Genomic DNA, 18,082 nt, shown 5'->3' on the forward strand with positions numbered 1-18,082 from the left:
TAGATGATAAAAATAAATAGAAGAATATATAGATTATATAAATAATATAACCAAATATTAATGCGTAAAATTGTGCGCAATGCACAATAGAATGACAAAATATTGGAATTGTAGATGATGAAACTAAAGGCTTATTTCAATAAAATAGTAAGAGTGTTGTACAAGGAGGAAGAAAATTGATTGAAATAAAGAATTTAAAAAAAGTATGGGAAGATGATGGTAGCAGCGTTCTAGAAGATATTAATCTGACAATTGAAGATGGTGATATCTATGCTTTGGTTGGTCGAAGTGGAGCGGGAAAGTCGACATTGTTGCGCTGTATTAATGGACTGACTTCCTATCAGGAAGGAAGCCTTGTAGTAAATGGATGTGAGATTAATCAATTAAAAGAGAAAGAATTGAGAGAATTCCGCAGACATGTAGGAATGATATTTCAGCATTTCTCCTTGTTGGAAAGAGAAACGGTATATCAGAATATAGCGCTTCCGATGCAATGCTGGAAATATTCAAAAGAGGAAATTGATAAAAAAGTAAAAGAATTATTAGAATTAGTTGGATTGACGGATAAGATGAATGCAAAGCCTAGAAACTTAAGTGGAGGTCAGAAGCAAAGGGTTGCTATCGCAAGAGCTTTGACGATGGATCCGCAGATTCTCCTTTGTGATGAAGCAACATCAGCATTAGATCCGAAGACAACCAATTCTATACTGGATCTTTTGATGGAAATTAATCAGAAAATTGGAATTACGATTGTTATTGTTACACATCAGATGGAAGTGGTTAGAAAGGCATGCAATAAGGCTTGTATTTTGGAACATGGTAAGATTGCAGATGAAGGAACAGTAAAAGATATATTTATTAAACAGCCAAAGTCACTTCGCAGACTGTTGGGTGAAGAAAAAGTAAATTTGCCGAAGACTGGGCATAACCTTCAGATTGCACATATGGTGAATGATCTTCATGACGGAGAATTGTTTGGAAAGATGTCTTCTGATCTAGGATATGTATTTCCAATCCTGAACGGTAAAATCCAGGAATATCAAAATGAAAGTATGGGAATCTTCGTTATCAATGTGGATAATGAGCACTTTGGGAAAGTCACTGAGTATTTAGATAAGAAACAGATTAATTGGCGTGAATTAGAAGTCGTTGATGAGGAAGAGGAGGAAGAGGAATAATGTCATTAAAAAATTTTACATTTGCACAGATTTGTCAGATGATTATTGTCCCGGCATTTTTTGATACTTTGAAAATGCTTTTGATTTCAGGCTTTATATCAACAATTTTAGGGTTTGTATTTGGGGTTATCTTGATTGTGACTGAAAAAGGCGGATTATATGAAAATGTTGTAATCAACAGGATCCTAGATTTTATCGTGAATACAATACGCTCTTTCCCATTTATTATATTGATGGTTTCTATCATTCCATTTACAAGACTGATTGTGGGAAGTTCTATAGGAGATACAGCAGCACTGGTTCCGCTTACCGTTGCATGTACACCATTTATGGCAAGAATTTTTCAAAATAGCTTTAAAGAAGTTGATCCTGCGTTAATTGAAGCAGCTCAGTCATTTGGAGCTTCAAAATGGCAGATTGTTATAAAAGTAATGTTAAAAGAATCAGTACCATCTATTATTTCTGGATTGTGTCTTGCGATTATTAATTTGCTTGGAGCAACAGCCATGGCAGGAGCCGTTGGAGCGGGCGGATTAGGAGCAGTGGCGCTTACTTATGGATATCAGAATTTTAATCAGCAGATTATGTATTCGATTTGTGCAATATTAATTGTTCTGGTTGCAATTATACAATATTTTGGTGACTGGATTTATAAAAAGTTAAAATAAAGATAATGGAATAAAAACAGAATAATAACAGAATAATTCTGTTTTTAGATATATTAATATTTTAGGAGGTAATTATGAAAAAAAGATTATTAAGTGCCATTCTTGTTATAGCTATGGCAGGAGTAATGCTTGCAGGATGCGGAAGCAAAGAGTCTTCAAGTGAAGACACAGCTGCTGAATCTACAGAAAAGAAAGAAGTTGTGAAAATTGGAATTCGTGCTGATATGGTAAATCAGCTGGAAGCTGTAAGAGATGAGATTGAAGCTCTTGGATATACAGTGGAAGAAAGTGTGTTTGATGACAGCATTCAGCCAGATGTAGCACTTGCAGAAGGAAGCCTTGATATGAACTGGTATCAGCATGGCCCTTATCTGGAAAGTTACAATGCAGAAAATGGAACAGATCTTGTTATGATTGAACCAAAAACTTTCTATCCTTTATTTGCAATGTATTCTAATAAATGGGATTCTGTGGAAGAGCTTCCAGATGGAGCAACTATTGGTCTTTGTAATGACGCAACAAATCAGGCACGTGGTCTGAATATGCTTCAAGCGCAAGGATTAATTACATTGGATGATTCTGTTGAAGTTCCTACAATGTACGATGTGAAAGAAAATCCTCATAACTTTAAGTTTATTGAAGCTGAGATGTCTGTGCTTCCACAGTCATTGGGAGATGCTGATGCAATCTGCCTTGCAGCTGGTCATATGGTAAATGCAGGACTTTCTGCAGAAGGATATCTTTGCCAGTCCGATGATAATGATACTTATGCTGTTGGATTTGCTGTAAGAAAAGAAGATAAAGATGCTGAATGGGCAAAAGAGATTGCAGAAGTTGTTCAGTGTGATGACCTGGCTGAGTATTTTAAAACAGAAAAACAGGGAACACAGATTCCATGCTGGGAATAATGAATTTAAATGATGGTAGGAGGAAAGGGGCAGACAGTTATTGGCTGTCCTTTTCGTCTTCCCAGTTAAATACAGGTGTGTTTGCCTGGGAAGGTGAAAAGGAGGAAGGTTGTGGGATTAGCATCGATTACATTATATAAGACATTGGTTATGGTATTTCTCGCATTAGTGGGGGTATTCGGCTATAAAACAGGAATTGTAGATGAAGAGATTAACAAAAAATTGTCGGATCTTGTACTGACACTTTTTACACCGATTCTGTTATTTACATCATTTCAAAAAGATTTTACGAAGGAATTATCATCAGGATTATGTATTTCTGTTTTGCTGTCGGTGATTGCATTTGGAATTATATGGTGTATATGTAAGGCAGTTGTATGCAAACAGGAGAAAAATTATGCAGCAGTGGAACACATTGCGCTTATGTATTCTAACTGCGGGTTTATTGGAATTCCGATGGCACAGGCCATTTTTGGCGAAGATGGAGTTTTTTATATGACAGCATATGTGGCATTGGCAAATTTCCTTTTGTGGTCGCATGGAATTATTGTGATGTCTGGGAAAATGAATCTCAAATCAGTGAAAAAGGTATTCACATCACCTACGATTATTGCGATTGTATTGGGCGTAATTTGTTTTGTTATACAGATCAGGATGCCGAAGATTATTGAGGAACCGTTAGAAATGATTGCAAATATGAATACGCCGATGGCTATGATGGTAGCGGGAATTAATATTGCACAGGCAGACTTAAAGCATACATTTCAAAAAAAAAGGTTGTATTGGCTGAGTTTTGTAAAATTAATCATTATGCCGATGTTATTAATTGGACTATTGAAAATGTTTTCGGTGGAAGATACGGTTAAGACGGTTATTGTATTGGCGACTGCCTGCCCAGTGGGAGTGACAGGAAGCCTGTTCGCACTTCGTTACGGAAAAGATGCCATATATGCATCAGAATTATTTGCAATGTCGACGATTATATCAATTGTAACAGTGCCGCTTATGATGCTGTTTTGTGGCGCGTAGGGAGGAATAAAAATGGAATTGATCAAATTAGAAATGACCCCAAAGGAACGTACAATTGCTTATGCACAAGGAGAGGAAGTAGATAGAATCCCGACCTCTCTTAGCGCAAGTGAGACTGTGCCGCCCTTATATGGAATTCCTATTAGTAAATATTATTTTTCGGCAGATTTGATGGTAGAGGTAGAGAGCCGTCTGGCGGAAGATTTCCATGCAGATAATATGGGAATTGGATTAGGACTAAGAACACTGGTAGAGGCATTAGGGACGAAACTAGAGTATCCAAAGCAAAATGTGTCTTATATTTTAGAACCGGCATTAAAAAGCTTTTCAGATGTGGAGAACATGGAGTTGGTGAATGTGGAAAAAGACGGAAGATTCCCCATTATTATTGAAGCGTTTGAACGGCTACAGGAAAGATTCGGATCAGAACGGGTTCTTGGCAGCGGTCTTGCAGGTCCACTTACAACAGCTGCCAGTCTGATTGGAACAGAAACGTTCTTAAAAGCAACAGTGAAAAATAAAGAAGGTGCACATCGACTTCTTCAATATAGCACAGATTGTATTGTGAAGTGCTGCAGAGATATGAATCAGAAACTGGGAATTAAGTTTATGTTATCAGAGCCAATGGCTTCTCGGGATCTTTTAAGTAAAAGACAGTTTAATGAATTCTTTGTGCCTTATCTGAAACAGGCTGTTAAAAGATTGAACGAATTTCAGGGAGCAACGTCTATTCATATTTGTGGACATACAAAAGACCGGTGGCAGGAAGTGGTTGATGCCGGTGTTTCAGGATTCTGGGTAGATAATTGTGAGAGCTTGAAAGAATTGAAAGAGGGTTATGGCAACAGAATTGCTATCAGCGGTAATCTAATGCCGGTAGATGTACTGAGAAATGGGACGGTTAAAGATATTGAAGAACATGTAAAAAAATGTATTGCAGATGCAGGCGATAATCCTTGTGGATATAATCTGTGCCCTGGATGTACAACCCCGGTAGGAACGCCGAAAGAGAATATGATTGCATTCATGAATGCGGCAGCAATCTACGGAAGAGGGGCGAAAAAAGGCTGTATGCCAAAAGGAATGATAGAAATATAATTCATAGGAATTGTCTATAAAACTATTGGAATTATCAATTGGGATGAAAAGATATTTTATGCTACCATATGAGTAGTAACATATATAGTGATGCATAGGCATTGAAAAGGAAATCTGGTGAGAGTCCAGAACAGCCCGCTCTACTGTATGACAGACGATAACCTGAATACCACTCTGGGATAGAGGAAGGCAGGATTAGAGGGAGAAGTTAAGTCAGGAGACCTGCTATATATGAACGAGCTTATCGGTGGGGAGAAAGCGGTGTGTTTACGCTGCTTTTTCTGCACCGTTTTTTTCTGCTATAAAGCATGTCTTAGGGGTGAGTGAATGGAAGTACAGATTGTATCAGGTTTTTTGGGAGCTGGAAAGACAACTTTTTTAAATAAATATCTACCACTTCTGAAGGGAAAAACGGTAGTCATAGAGAATGAGTTTGGGGATGTGGGACTTGATGGAGAATTGATTCAGGAGGATCTTCCGGTTAAAGAATTGTATGCAGGATGTATCTGCTGCAGTCTGGCGCTGGATTTCCAAAAAGGGATTAAAGAACTTGCAGAGCAGTTCCATCCGGATCGGATTGTTATTGAACCTTCTGGTGTGGGAAGACTTACAGATGTTGTAAAGGCCTGTGGCCGGGCAAAAGAAAAGGAAGGAATAGATCTTAGAATTACCAAATTGATTGTAATATTAGATATTACGGAGTTTGAAGATTATATAGATGGTTTCGGTGCGTTTTACCTGGATCAGATTCAAAATGCAGGACTTATATTATTGAGTAATCTGGAACAGGTGTCAAAAGAGGAAAAGAATCGATTGATTTCGGAGATAAGAGAGGTAAATCCCGATGCTGTTATATATGAAGATGACTGGCGTAAGATGGAAGGCGCAGCATTGTTAGAGCTTTTGGATATGACAGAAGATTATGAAAATAATCCGGAAGATGATATGGAAGAGATCATGATGTCGCCGGCTTTCGCAGATAAGATATTTTCCAGTATGTCAATAGAAAATGCCAGAGAAATGACTGCTCATGAATTAGAGAAGGCGTTGTATGGATTAAAGGATAAAAAATATGGAAAAGTCCTGCGTGCCAAAGGAATTGTAAAAGCAGGGGATGGAAGAGTGTTGCATTTTGATTTTACACCATCCATTGTGGAAGTGGCAGATATCTCGGATAACGGCAAAGGAACGAAAGTGGATAAGATTATTATTATAGGATGTAATCTGGATGAAACAGCGATTAGGGAGCTGTTTTCTATATAATGCAAGGAGGAAGCAAGATGCAGGCAAAGGAAGAGTTGTTGCAGAAGTTATCGGACTGTGTGTTTGATATGGAGGATGAGGAAGTTGTAGACGTGGTCAAAGAGTATATTGAATGCGGTTATGATCCACAGGAAGGTATGTTGGAAGGACTGGTTGATGGAATGAAGAGAGCCAGTGCCATGTATGAAGAAGGAGAATACTTTGTGCCGGAGCTGATTGTATGTTCTGATGCAATGTATGCCGGAATCGAAGAGTTCCAGAAATATCTGCCAGACACAGAAGACACAAGTATTGGTAAAGTGTTAATCGGTGTTGTAGAAGGAGATACTCATGACATTGGGAAGAATCTTGTGAGAATCATGATGGAGACCGGAGGATTCGATGTACATGATCTGGGACGAGATGTGCCTTTGGATGCATTCGTGGACTATATCAGAGATAATGATGTAGATATCTTATGTATGTCTTCGTTAATGACTACAACAATGCCGGGCATGGCTACAGTTATTGAGAAATTAAAAGAGGCAGGACTTCGTGATAAGGTCAAGATTATGGTCGGCGGAGCACCGGTATCTCCGGCGTTCGCAGAACGTATTGGTGCAGACGGATATACCAGAAGTGCGATTGAAGCAGTTGAGTTTGCAAAGAAGTTGGTCGGAGCAGCATAAGGAGGAAGAATACTATGATGGGAAAAAGAGAAGCGGTAAAGGCAATTTTGGAAGGAAAAGGCGCCGATAGGATTCCCGTAATTATGAATGCATTTTCACTTCCGGTTGCCCGCTATGGATATACAATGCCAGAGGCATTGATGGATCCAGAGAAGCTTACAAAATGTATGGTCGGTACCAGACGTGAACTTGGATATGATGGTTTGTGTGCTGGTGCATATAGTGGAATTGCCCGGATGATGGGTGGCCATCTTCCGAACAGTGAAGGTAAGATTGTCGGAGATGGGGATGATGTCGTACATTCATTAGAAGATATCAAAAAATTGCGTCCCTTTAAAGCTGAAGAGTGTATGGGATTAAAAGGGATATTAAAGACTATTGAGTTGATGCGAAAAGAAGAACCAGACGAGCCTATATTTGTAATCGTACATACACCGACGGCGGTAGCATTTACCTTAATGGGAGCAAAACCGGCATTTAAAGCGATGGTAAAGAATCCGGAATTGTTCCGTGCAATTTCTGATTATGTAGAAGATGCAGTCGTTGAGTCCTGTAAAGTACTTACGGATGCCGGGGTTGATTTCCTGTGGTTCCCGACACCGAATTTTGGTGGCTACTGTATTTCAAGAAGATCCTATGAAAAATGTATTTCGGAAAGTAATATTCGTGCATTAAAGAGAATCAAAGACGATGGAGCACCAATCGTGCTGCATACTTGTGGATTATATGATGACAGATTTGATCTGGTGTTAAATGAGTCTGGAGATGCTTGGCATATTTCTGATACCAGTACTAAGAAAATCAAAGAAGAATATGGAGATAAGGTAGCATTAATGGGAAGCATCCCTTGTGTCTCTGTTCTTCTGGAAGGAACAGAAGAAGAAGTGTACCAGTTCTCTTATAAAGAATGTATGGATGCTGCAAAGGATGGGCGGTTTATTTTGAGCGGAGACTGCGACGTACCGCCGTCAACGCCGGATGAGAACATGAGGGCAGCAATCAGAGCTGCAAAGGATGCAGAAAAAGTATTGTTCGGATAGGAGAATTATTATGGGAGACATCAAAGATTTTCACTGTACCTATGATAATTCAGTAGGAATCAGTGGAGAAGTAACCGATGGACTTGACCTTACGTTCCCGGATGCATATATGCACTGGGATACAATGGCAAAACTGTCAAAAGCATTGAAGGAGCATGATAACGCTTCTTTCTGTGAACTGCCATTTTGCCACACCGTTGAGGCAGAAGCAATGGGCGGCATCATTAATTATGGAAATGAGACGACCGGACCACGGGCAAAAGAATATATCTGTACTGCAGTAGAAGAACTGCTGGAACTACCGGAAATTGATTTTTCTCAGGGAAGAATCCATGAGGTTCTGCTTGCTTGTAAAGCACTCCGCGACCAAGGGGAACATATAGTTCTCCAGATATCTGGACCATTTACGATTCTGAATGTTTTGATTGATGCAAAATATGTGTTCAAAGGATGGCGCAAAAAGCCGGAGATTATGAAAGAAGTGTTCTGGAAATTCGGTAATCAGATATTAAAATTCATGGAAGAGGCGAAAAAGTATGATGTAGACCTCATTAGTTATGCAGATTCTTCCGGTGGTGTAAATATTCTGGGGCCGAAGATGGCGGAACAGGTCGTAGAAGAATTTACTTATGAATTTCTGAAAAAAGCAGAAGCACTTGCGGATGATAAGACCTTAATCTTGTTGTGCCCGAAGACAACATTTGCGCTGCTCGGAATGGATAAGGCAGAGTTGGTTGACCGGAAGTTGACTGGGCCGATGTCATATGGAGCGGCCTGCATTGAGATGACCGGTCAGATAAAATTCGCGGGCCAGATGTGTATTAAAAATGTGGGATATCATATGGATAATGGTATCTTTAAAGAAGTGAAATTGAAGTAGAGTAGGTTTAAGGGTGTGAAAGGCTGTCTGGAATCAGGTAAAGAAATGAACGTTCCATTGACAGCCTTTTTGTTATTATCAAATATAGATGCTTTTATTCATGAGAGTTCGTATCGCTGTGACGTTCCCAGAACTGTGCCCATGAAGGAGTCATGACACCTTCGTTTATGCGAATCGGATCTGGATAAGTGATGCCTTTTAGATCTAATTCTACATGGTCGATGATCTCTGGTTCTACAGGAGTATTCACTATAAGACCAGGAATCGGGAAATCGTCAACCGGACGGATTGCGACGTGCTCCAGGCGGAGAATTTCTTCTATTCCAGATATCACTTTCCCGAAGACTGGATAGTGTCCTTTGTGTTCCGGACAAGGACGTAAGGGGAAGAAGAATTCACAGCCTGCCTGACCAAGATCATCATATCCGCCCATGCATACGCATCCGACCTCGGAGTCCAGAGGTGTGAGTTCTGGATGAAGTTCATATTCAAAAGGAATCAGATATTGCCCTTCTTTTTTTCGAAATCCGGTATAACTGATGTCGACCCAGTGTCCGGGAACGATCCGTTCGATTGGGTGGCCGTCAAAGACACCATGGCTGGCAGCATAGATAAAGCTGGATACTGTATTCGGTGCAGTCTCAGGTAAGAGTTCAATGACGATGCGAGATTGGTTTGCCATATATATCGTAGCAGTCGGATTCATAAGTTTATCTCCTTTTTCGTAAATTTTATGGGATTAAGGATTTTCGTCCCTGATATTAATATTATAAAATGTGAAGGTAAATAATGCAAATCAAGACTGTATATTTGCCAATTGCGAATATGTCTAAAATCATCTAGAATAAAGAAGATTGAAGATACAGATCAATATAAATGAAAAGGCGGAGATGAAATGAGAGCGGTAAAACATAGAGCGGATCAGATGACGCCATTGGAAAGAGCGGAAGCAATCGCAGCCGGAAGAGATTGTGACAGAGTTCCCTGTGTTCCTTTTATGGGTGAACTGAAGTGCAGTCTTGCAGGAATTACAGTCTGGGATTTCTGGCATGATCCACAGAAGATGGCAGATGCCGAGGTTATTGCGTTTAACAGATATGGGTATGACCGGATTACGATCGGACCAAATACCAGGGGAATCACGGAAGCGTTGGGAGGGAGATTTGTATATCCGGAAAAGGGACTTCCTTATGCAGATGAGCCTTTTTTGAAGTCATATGATCAATTGGATGATATAGATCCCATAGATGCAAAGAAGAATCCGAGAATCCAGACATTTGCGAAGGAAGCAGATATTCTGCAGAAAGAGGCAGCAGATATTGTGCCGATTGAAGCCAGTATAGGCGGACCATTTACGATTGCATCGAATCTGCGGGGAGTGGAATTGCTTCTTCGTGATTGCCGGAAATGTTCAGAACAGATTGAACGGTTAATGAGAATAATTACCGATAGTCAGAAAAGCTGTATAGACGTGGCTGCCGAATATGGGATGGGAATTGCAATGGCTGATCCAGTTGCCAATCCGGCATTGATCGGACCACGAATGTATGAGAAATTCATCTATCCGTATACGAAAGAATTAACGGATTATGCGTTGAAAAAGACTGGAAGAAAAGTGTCACTTCACATGTGCGGTTCGACATACAGTATCTGGAAATACCTGCGGCAATATGAGTTAAATGAATTGAGTCTGGATAATATTATTGATCTGGAGAGGGCTGTAGAAGAGTTGGGAGAATATATCCCAATTGCAGGAAATGTTGACCCGGGGGGGATTGTGATGAACGGAAGCAAAAAAGAGATATTCCAGGCAGTAGAGCATTGTGTGAATATTGGAAAGCTTGCGAAGAAAGGATTTCATCTGGCAACAGGATGTGATATCCCGGAGACTACGGCGCCGGAACAGGTGGATTATTTTATGGAAGCGGCAAGAAATCATATATAGATTTTTTGAATAAATAAACCCATTCATTGAGATAATGAATTTGCGTATGTCTACCCAAAATGCTAGGATTATATTGTATTAACTATACAAGGGAGGATATGTAAATGAAGAAAAAACTAATAAGCGCATTGTTGGTTGTTTCCATGATTGCGACATTATGTGCAGGCTGTGGAAATAACGGCGGAGATTCAAGTGAGTCAGATTCTGCCGAAAAGACTTTGGAAGTATGGGTTCCGCCACTTGATGATGATACTGAGAATAATTGGGGCGGTCTGATGGGAGACTGGGAAGAAGAGAATGACTGCAAAGTCAACATCACAGTTGTTCCATGGGAAAAATATGAAGAGACTTATACAACTGCTCTGAATGCCGGAGAAGGACCGGATGTTGGTTATATGTATAACGAGATGTTCCCTACATATATTGATGCAGGTGCTGTAGAAGATATGTCTGATTATGTAACAGATGAAGATAAAGAAGAGTATAAGTATCTGAGTAATGGATATATGATGGACGGACAATATGGATGGCCATTAGTTACAGGTGTTCCGTTTGTGTTATACTATAATGAAGATATTCTTGCAGAATTGGGCGAAAGCGCTCCGGAGACATGGGAAGATTTTGCACGTATCTGTGAGAAGGCAACACAGGATACAGATGGAGATGGAGAGATTGATCAGTTTGGACTGGCTTGCGGTATGAATACCAGCGATGTCGGCGCAATGCAGATCCTAAATGCATATTATTACTGGGCATTGTGGCAGAATGGCGGACAGATTTACAATGATGATCTGAAATCTGTTTCATTTGCAGACGATGCAGGTGTAGAGGCTATGACTTGGCTGAAAGATATGACTCAGTATATGAATCCAGACTTCATGTCTTATTCTTGGGCAGATGCATTCAGCACAATCTTTGGAGAAGGAAAATCTGCTTTTGGTATCTATCGTTCTTCTCAGACAGATGGAACAACATTTGCAGAGACTTATCCGGAACTGAATTGGGATTTTGTAACATCCCTTAAAAATGTCGATTTTGGTACCTTTGGTGCTACAGATTGTCTGACATTGATGTCTGCTGCTGATGACAAGGACCTTGCAATGGATTTCATCAAGTATGTAACTGGTTCTGATTTTATGGAACAGTATCATGCAAAATGCCCGGGTGCTGCACTTACAGAGAGTGAGCCATATGTTGGTGATGAAAAGATGGCTAAGATCTACAATGAAGATAAAGATAAGTGGCACGGACTTCAGGTTGGTCCATGTGGTGTTGATATCCTGACACAGTTATCTGCTGATTTCCAGGGAATTATGTCTGGTGAATTAACAGTAGAAGACGGACTAAGTGAAGCAGAAGAATATGCGAATGGTCTGCTGGATGAATATTGGGCAGATAAAGAATAATTGACAGAAATGCCCGCTTGAATGCGGGCATTTCTTTTGAAAGGGAACTATGGAGAAAAAGAAAAGAAGTATAAAAAAGATAGAACCATATTGTTATATCTTGCCGATTGCATTAATTTTGATCACATTCGTAATTGGTTCGGTAATAGTATCCATTGTACTTGGATTTACCAAATACAACATTATGAGTGAACCGGTATTTCGTGGATTCGAAAATTATGCGAAATTAATGTCGGACAGCAAATTCATAAAAGCATTGAAGAATACAATTAAGTTAATGGTTATGATTGTACCGTTACAGACGATATTGAGTATTGTGGTGGCAACATTTCTGGTGGCGAATCGAAAAAAGTTTCTTGGAAAGCTTGCTAATAGTATTATATTTATTCCGGTGCTTTGTTCTAACGCTGTTGTTGGTGTAGTATGGAGAGAATTGTTGAATGGAAAACTTCCAATCATAGAGAAGTTTTTTGGATTATTCGGAATAAAACCTTCGATGTTGCTGGGAGATGCCAAGACGGCATTGACAGTCGTTGCAATGGTGGCGGTGTGGAAGACGTTAGGATATTATGTTGTTATATATTCTTCCGGATTATTAGGAATATCCGACAGCTTTTATGAGGCAGCAAAAGTAGATGGTGCAAGCAAAACGAAGAGCTTTTTCATGATTACGCTCCCTATGCTGAAGCCGACCATCATCATGGGTGTATTTTTATCCATAACCAGTTCCCTGCAGTGCTTTGACTTGATCTTTACATTAACTGGAGGAGGACCAAACAATGCATCGACAACGCTGGTTGTATATGCGTACTCGAAATGCTTTAGTTCGGGTTCGGCAGGATATGCGATGGCGATATCGAATGTTTTGTTTATTGTAATTTTGATTGTGGCATTACTACAGCGTGGTATGATAAAGAGAGAAGCTTCAGAGATATAGCGAGGGAAATATGGAATTAGTAAAAAAAGGATTAAAAAATATAATATCAGACGCACTTTTGATCGTAATTATTATTGTAAGCATATTTCCGTTTGTATATATGTTCATGATGTCTTTTAAATCTACGATCAATGCCTATGATTTTGATTTTTCGCTGGATAAGTTATCATTAATACAGTACCAGAAGATATTCGCAATGAATAACTTTGAAAGGTATATTTTTAACAGTGTGTTTGTAGCGGTTGCCGGAGTGATTCTGACCGTTACAGTATGCTCATTGGCAGGATATGCATTTGCAAAAATGAATTTTAAGGGGAATGATAAGATATTCCTGTTTTTGGTTTTGACATTAGTTGTTCCGTCAGAAGTTATCATTGTCCCCTTGTTTTTGATTACAAAGGGCCTGGGATGGTTGAATACATATAGGGCATTAATCTTGCCGCTTCCTACGGCATTTGGTGTATTTATCATGCGTCAGGCAATTCTGGATGTCCCGGCTGATTTGATTGATGCTGCAAAGATTGACGGGTGTGGCAATCTGAAAATATTCTTTAAAGTGGTCCTGCCGTTAGTAAAGTCTTCAGTTCTTGCGCTGGCGATTTTTACGTTTGTGGGAGCATGGAACAATTTCCTGTGGCCATTGGTTGCATCTACAAAGCAGGAGATGAAGACTTTGCCGTTGGCATTAAGTATGATGAAGACTCAGTTTAATACAGACGTAGGTCTTACGATGGCATGTGCAGTTGTGAACTTTCTGCCGCCATTTATATTCTATCTGTTTATGCAGAGTAAGTTCAAAGAAGGTATCACTTTAAGTGGTATGAAAGGATAGTAAATGAAACGAGGGGAAAAGAGATGCACAGACAAACAGAAATCAAATATGAAATGAAATTACTTAGTTCTTTAGTGAAGGTCTTTCAGGACGAGACTCCGGTATATCGTCCAGAATGCCAGGTGTTAAGTGCACTCTGGGGTGAGACGGTATCTTTCCAGGCCGCCTATACGGGAGATTTCTTTATGAGAGAACGACTGGAAGTTCAAGTTGTGTCACCAATTGCAGAGCATGTGCGTGTGAGAACCGTAGAACAGGTTCCGGTCGGACGTGCGACCAATGGAATTGTAGATGATAATTATCTGAAGACAACCTCTGGCTTGTATCCGGATCTTCTAAGAGACCTGAAAGATGGTAAAGCAATCGTATGTTCCAATCAATGGAGAAGCCTCTGGGTAGATGTCGAGGTGACAGAAGAGATAGAAGCCGGAGAATATGAGATAGAAGTTCAGCTTGTAAAAGAAGGAAAAGTAGTATGCTCCGTTGTGCAAAAACTGACGGTATATGCTGTCACTCTGCCAAAGCAGACCATTATGCATACAGAATGGATGCATGCCGACTGCCTGGCGGATTATTATCAAGTAGAAGTGTTCTCGGAAGAGCATTGGCAGATTTTGGAGAATTATTTTCATGAGTATGTAAAACGTGGCTGTAACATGATGCTGACGCCCCTTTTTACCTCTCCTCTGGATACTGCGATCGGACTTGAGCGTACAACGACTCAGTTGATCGAGGTAGAAGTAAAAGATGGAGAATATTATTTCGGCTTTGATAAGATGAAGCGTTGGATTGATCTGTGCAAGAAGTGTGGAATCGAGTATTTTGAGATGTCACATTTATTCTCCCAGTGGGGAGCAAAGTATGCACCGAAAGTTGTTGCTATGGTAGATGGCAGGGAAGAGAAGATCTTCGGCTGGCATACACCGGCAGTGGGGGAATATACCCGATTCCTGGAGAGTTTTCTGCCACAACTGATCGCAAAGCTTCGGGAATGGGAGATTGCAGATGTGACGTATTTCCATATCTCAGATGAACCTCGAGAAGAAGATCTGGAAAGCTATAAGGCAGCAAAGGAATCTCTTGGAAATATGCTGGATGGATTCCATACATTTGATGCACTGTCCAGTCATGAATTCTACCGACATGGATTGATTGATAAGCCAATTCCCGGAAATAACGAGATTGAAGAATTCCTGGAGCATGGACTTACAGATATGTGGATCTATTATTGCACCGGACAGTTCTATGAAGTCAGCAACCGGTTTATGTCCATGCCGTCTGCAAGGAACCGGATCTATGGCCTGCAGCTTTATAAGTATGATATTATCGGAATCCTGCACTGGGGTTATAACTTCTACAATAGTCAGTTCTCGATTGAACATATCAATCCATATGAAGTGACAGATGCAGATAATGCATTTCCGGCAGGAGATCCATTTCTGGTATATCCTGGCGCAGATGGTTTCCCAGAAGAATCCATCCGTATGATGGTTCATTATGAGGCTCTTACAGACTTAAGGGCGTTAGAATTGCTGGAATCTCTGACCAGTAAGGAACACGTCATGGAAGTGATAGAAGGGGAATTGGCAGAGCCGTTGACTTTTAAGAAATATCCGAAATCAGATATGTATCTGATTACCTTGCGTAACCGGATAAACCGTGAGATTGCAAAATATACGAGTAAAAAGTAGGAAAGCAGGCGAGATATGTCCGAGATGAAAGTTGTAAAAACAAGTTGTTCTACCTGCGGTAGCTGTTGTGAAGTGGATACCTATGTTGAAGATGGAAAATTGGTATCCGTAGAAGGTGCACGTAATACTCCCATGCAGTCTGGCGGCATGTGCGCCAAAGGGGCTGCAGCTAAGCAATATGTATATAACAAAGACCGCATCTTATACCCGATGAAGCGTGTAGGGAAAAAAGGAGAGGGAAAGTTCGAACGTATATCCTGGGAGGAAGCGTATGAAATGATTGCCGAGAATCTCCTGCGGATCCGTAAGGAATCCGGACCAGAATCGGTTGTATTCTATGCAGGATATCCGAAATGGTACCGGCCAGCGTTATTGCGTCTGGCAAATGCATTTGGCTCTCCTAATTATTGCACGGAATCCAGTACCTGCTTCCAGGCAGCAGCCCTCGCATGGCGTTCACTGTACGGGAACGGAATCTGTGGACCGGATATGAAGAATGCGAAGACACTTTTGGTCTGGAGTTCGAATCTATGCCATTCTAATACGCCTATGAGTGGGACTTATCAAGGGCTGAAAAAAAGAGGGGCTAAAATTATTGTAGTGGATCCCAGACATTCTGTGACGGCTCATGATGCAGATATTCACCTGCAGCTTATTCCGGGAACGGATGGCGCGTTGGCCCTTTCCATGGCACAAGTCATCATAGAAGAGGGATTGTATGATAAGGAATTCGTAGAGAATTATGTCTATGGATTTGAAGAATATAGGGAGTATGTACAGAACTTTGTCCCGGAAGAGGCTGAGAAGATTACCGGAGTTCCGGCAGCTCAGGTTCGTCTGGCAGCAAGAACTTATGCCGGAAATGGTCCGGCAAGTGTGATGTTTTCTGCCTCGCCCATCGTGCATCATATAAACGGAGTGCAGAACTACCGTGCGGTATTTTCGCTGATTGCGATTACCGGTAATTATGACGTGGAAGGCGGAAATCGGACACAGCCGGGCCCCTCTTCTTTGGCAAATGAATTTGGCAGGGTCAGACGCTTCGATGGAATCGAAGCAATCGGGCAGAAGGAGTTCCCTGTGTGGTTCGACCTGTCCTGTGATGAAGCACAGTGTACAAAGCTTGCGGATTACATATTGGAAGAGAAACCGTATCCAATCAAAGCGGTATTTGCGATGGGACTGAACCATCGTATGTGGCCGCAGCCGGAACATCTTCAGCGGGCGCTCGAGAAGCTGGATTTCTATGTGAATGTGGAATTATTTATGTCAGAGTCTTCGAATGCCGCGGATCTGGTACTTCCGGCATGTACTTCTTACGAGAGAGAAGAAGTGCACGTTGGAAAAGGAGGAAGATTCTATCTTTCGAATCGGGCCATTGAACCAGTCGGCGAAGCGAAAAATGACATTGAGATCATTATAGATCTGTTGAAGAAAATGGGATTAAAGGATGAAGCCCTGGAGAATGGATATGAGGCATATATGCAGCATATTCTCGAGCCATCCGGCCTTACGCTGGAAGAATTGAAGAATCATCCGCAGGGAATGCAGGGAAAGAATCTGTTCCCGCCAGTGGTGAAGACCTATGAATCAGCACCTCTTCATACCCCGTCCGGAAAAGTGGAGCTGAAGTCGCTGGTATTGGAGAGATACCGGGAAAGTCATGGCTATGAAGGGCTTCCGGTATACCATGATTATCGGGCGGAAACGAAGATAGACAGGAATCAATATCCATTGATTTTAAGCACGGGCAACCGCAAACCACAATTTTTCCATGCAAGAGTCTATCGAATGGCATGGCTTTCGAATATAGAGAAAGCAACACTGGTAGAGATCCATCCTGAGGATGGGGAAAAATATCATATTAAGGACGGAGCAACTGTAAAAGTAGTATCGCCATCTGGAGAGATGGTTGGAATTGCTGCCTATACGATTGCAGGAAAGCCGGGAGTGGTCAATATCTATCATGGCAATCCAAAGGGAGATGCCAATGAATTGATTGGGAAAGATTATCTCGATCCAATATCAGGCTTCCCGGGATACAGAAGTTATTTTTGCAGGATTGAGAGAGTGGAAGAAGAGTCATGAAGATGAGATTGAATCAGGAAAAATGTATTGGCTGCTATGCTTGTTATGTGGCATGTATTGCAGAACATAATACGCCGGAGGCAGAGGACGCTTATAGTTATAGAACAATTAAGACGAGTGTAAAAGATGGATTGCAGAAGAAAGTCTGCGTGGGATGTATTCAGTGTGGAGCGTGTATGATAGCCTGTCCTTCTGGTGCAATTTATCGAGAGGAAGAATATGATATTGTACTTGTCGATCAGGAGAAATGTATTGGCTGCAGGACTTGTGAATCTGTCTGCCCGAATCAGGCGATACGATACAATGCACATGGCAAGATGGAGAAATGCGACGGCTGTATCGAGCGGCTTCGGCAGGGAAGAGAGCCGGCTTGCGTCAGGGTATGCTGTGCAAAAGCTCTGACAATAGAATAAAGGCCCCAGGAGTTCCGTAAGCGGAACTCCTTATTATT

General features: G+C 41.0%; 17 protein-coding genes and 1 riboswitch. Of the genes, 16 read left to right on the forward strand and 1 reads right to left on the reverse strand.

Annotated elements, in window-relative coordinates; all coding sequences use genetic code 11:
* The first annotated feature begins 176 nt into the window (after positions 1 to 176).
* The 9 genes from ABE613_RS04150 (at position 177) to ABE613_RS04190 (ending at position 8,732) form a co-directional block, all read left to right on the forward strand.
* On the forward strand, positions 177 to 1,178 hold the full coding sequence (locus ABE613_RS04150; RefSeq protein WP_347375751.1) for a methionine ABC transporter ATP-binding protein: 1,002 nt from the start codon (positions 177 to 179) through the stop codon (positions 1,176 to 1,178).
* Positions 1,178 to 1,846 carry a methionine ABC transporter permease gene (locus ABE613_RS04155; protein ID WP_235233243.1) on the forward strand — a complete coding sequence of 223 codons (669 nt, stop codon included), beginning with the start codon at positions 1,178 to 1,180 and terminating at the stop codon, positions 1,844 to 1,846. Before ABE613_RS04150 ends, ABE613_RS04155 begins: the two co-directional genes overlap by 1 nt.
* A 74-nt stretch (positions 1,847 to 1,920) precedes the next feature.
* A complete protein-coding gene (locus ABE613_RS04160; RefSeq protein WP_235233242.1) occupies positions 1,921 to 2,754 on the forward strand; it encodes a MetQ/NlpA family ABC transporter substrate-binding protein in 834 nt (277 codons plus the stop codon).
* A 111-nt stretch (positions 2,755 to 2,865) separates the two neighbouring features.
* Entirely contained in the window at positions 2,866 to 3,783 is a 918-nt protein-coding gene (locus ABE613_RS04165; RefSeq protein WP_347375752.1) for an AEC family transporter, read from the forward strand.
* A gap of 12 nt (positions 3,784 to 3,795) precedes the next feature.
* Positions 3,796 to 4,881 (forward strand): uroporphyrinogen decarboxylase family protein, encoded by a 1,086-nt coding sequence (locus tag ABE613_RS04170; RefSeq protein ID WP_347375753.1) that lies wholly within the window; start codon positions 3,796 to 3,798, stop codon positions 4,879 to 4,881.
* 68 nt (positions 4,882 to 4,949) lie between these two features.
* Positions 4,950 to 5,125: riboswitch (cobalamin riboswitch) on the forward strand.
* An 83-nt stretch (positions 5,126 to 5,208) separates the two neighbouring features.
* Positions 5,209 to 6,144, forward strand: coding sequence for a CobW family GTP-binding protein (locus ABE613_RS04175; RefSeq protein WP_347375754.1), 936 nt, complete (start codon positions 5,209 to 5,211; stop codon positions 6,142 to 6,144).
* A gap of 17 nt (positions 6,145 to 6,161) precedes the next feature.
* Positions 6,162 to 6,812, forward strand: coding sequence for a cobalamin B12-binding domain-containing protein (locus ABE613_RS04180; RefSeq protein ID WP_235233238.1), 651 nt, complete (start codon positions 6,162 to 6,164; stop codon positions 6,810 to 6,812).
* Between the two features lie 14 nt (positions 6,813 to 6,826).
* A complete protein-coding gene (locus ABE613_RS04185; RefSeq protein ID WP_235233237.1) occupies positions 6,827 to 7,852 on the forward strand; it encodes a uroporphyrinogen decarboxylase family protein in 1,026 nt (341 codons plus the stop codon).
* A 10-nt stretch (positions 7,853 to 7,862) separates the two neighbouring features.
* Positions 7,863 to 8,732, forward strand: coding sequence for a uroporphyrinogen decarboxylase family protein (locus ABE613_RS04190; RefSeq protein WP_235233236.1), 870 nt, complete (start codon positions 7,863 to 7,865; stop codon positions 8,730 to 8,732).
* A 94-nt stretch (positions 8,733 to 8,826) separates the two neighbouring features.
* On the opposite strand, the gene ABE613_RS04195 is transcribed toward ABE613_RS04190, so the two are convergent.
* A complete protein-coding gene (locus ABE613_RS04195; RefSeq protein WP_347375755.1) occupies positions 8,827 to 9,438 on the reverse strand; it encodes a peptidylprolyl isomerase in 612 nt (203 codons plus the stop codon).
* Between the two features lie 189 nt (positions 9,439 to 9,627).
* Between ABE613_RS04195 and ABE613_RS04200 the strand changes: the two genes are divergently transcribed.
* From ABE613_RS04200 to ABE613_RS04230, 7 genes are all read left to right on the forward strand, one after another.
* Positions 9,628 to 10,677: a uroporphyrinogen decarboxylase family protein gene (locus ABE613_RS04200; protein ID WP_347375756.1), complete on the forward strand. Its 1,050-nt coding sequence runs from the start codon at positions 9,628 to 9,630 to the stop codon at positions 10,675 to 10,677.
* Positions 10,678 to 10,781: 104 nt separating this feature from the next.
* Positions 10,782 to 12,083 (forward strand): ABC transporter substrate-binding protein, encoded by a 1,302-nt coding sequence (locus ABE613_RS04205; RefSeq protein WP_235233233.1) that lies wholly within the window; start codon positions 10,782 to 10,784, stop codon positions 12,081 to 12,083.
* Between the two features lie 49 nt (positions 12,084 to 12,132).
* Positions 12,133 to 13,020: a carbohydrate ABC transporter permease gene (locus ABE613_RS04210; RefSeq protein ID WP_235233232.1), complete on the forward strand. Its 888-nt coding sequence runs from the start codon at positions 12,133 to 12,135 to the stop codon at positions 13,018 to 13,020.
* Between the two features lie 10 nt (positions 13,021 to 13,030).
* The gene (locus ABE613_RS04215; protein ID WP_235233231.1) at positions 13,031 to 13,852 is read left to right on the forward strand and encodes a carbohydrate ABC transporter permease; all 822 of its coding nucleotides are present in this window, start codon (positions 13,031 to 13,033) and stop codon (positions 13,850 to 13,852) included.
* A gap of 23 nt (positions 13,853 to 13,875) precedes the next feature.
* A complete protein-coding gene (locus ABE613_RS04220; RefSeq protein WP_347375757.1) occupies positions 13,876 to 15,543 on the forward strand; it encodes a DUF4091 domain-containing protein in 1,668 nt (555 codons plus the stop codon).
* A 15-nt stretch (positions 15,544 to 15,558) separates the two neighbouring features.
* Positions 15,559 to 17,631: a molybdopterin-containing oxidoreductase family protein gene (locus ABE613_RS04225; protein WP_347375758.1), complete on the forward strand. Its 2,073-nt coding sequence runs from the start codon at positions 15,559 to 15,561 to the stop codon at positions 17,629 to 17,631.
* Positions 17,628 to 18,044 (forward strand): 4Fe-4S dicluster domain-containing protein, encoded by a 417-nt coding sequence (locus ABE613_RS04230; RefSeq protein ID WP_347375759.1) that lies wholly within the window; start codon positions 17,628 to 17,630, stop codon positions 18,042 to 18,044. Before ABE613_RS04225 ends, ABE613_RS04230 begins: the two co-directional genes overlap by 4 nt.
* Positions 18,045 to 18,082: the final 38 nt, after the last annotated feature.

Source organism: Dorea chungnamensis (genome assembly GCF_039832125.1).
Lineage (GTDB): Bacteria > Bacillota > Clostridia > Lachnospirales > Lachnospiraceae > JAFBIX01.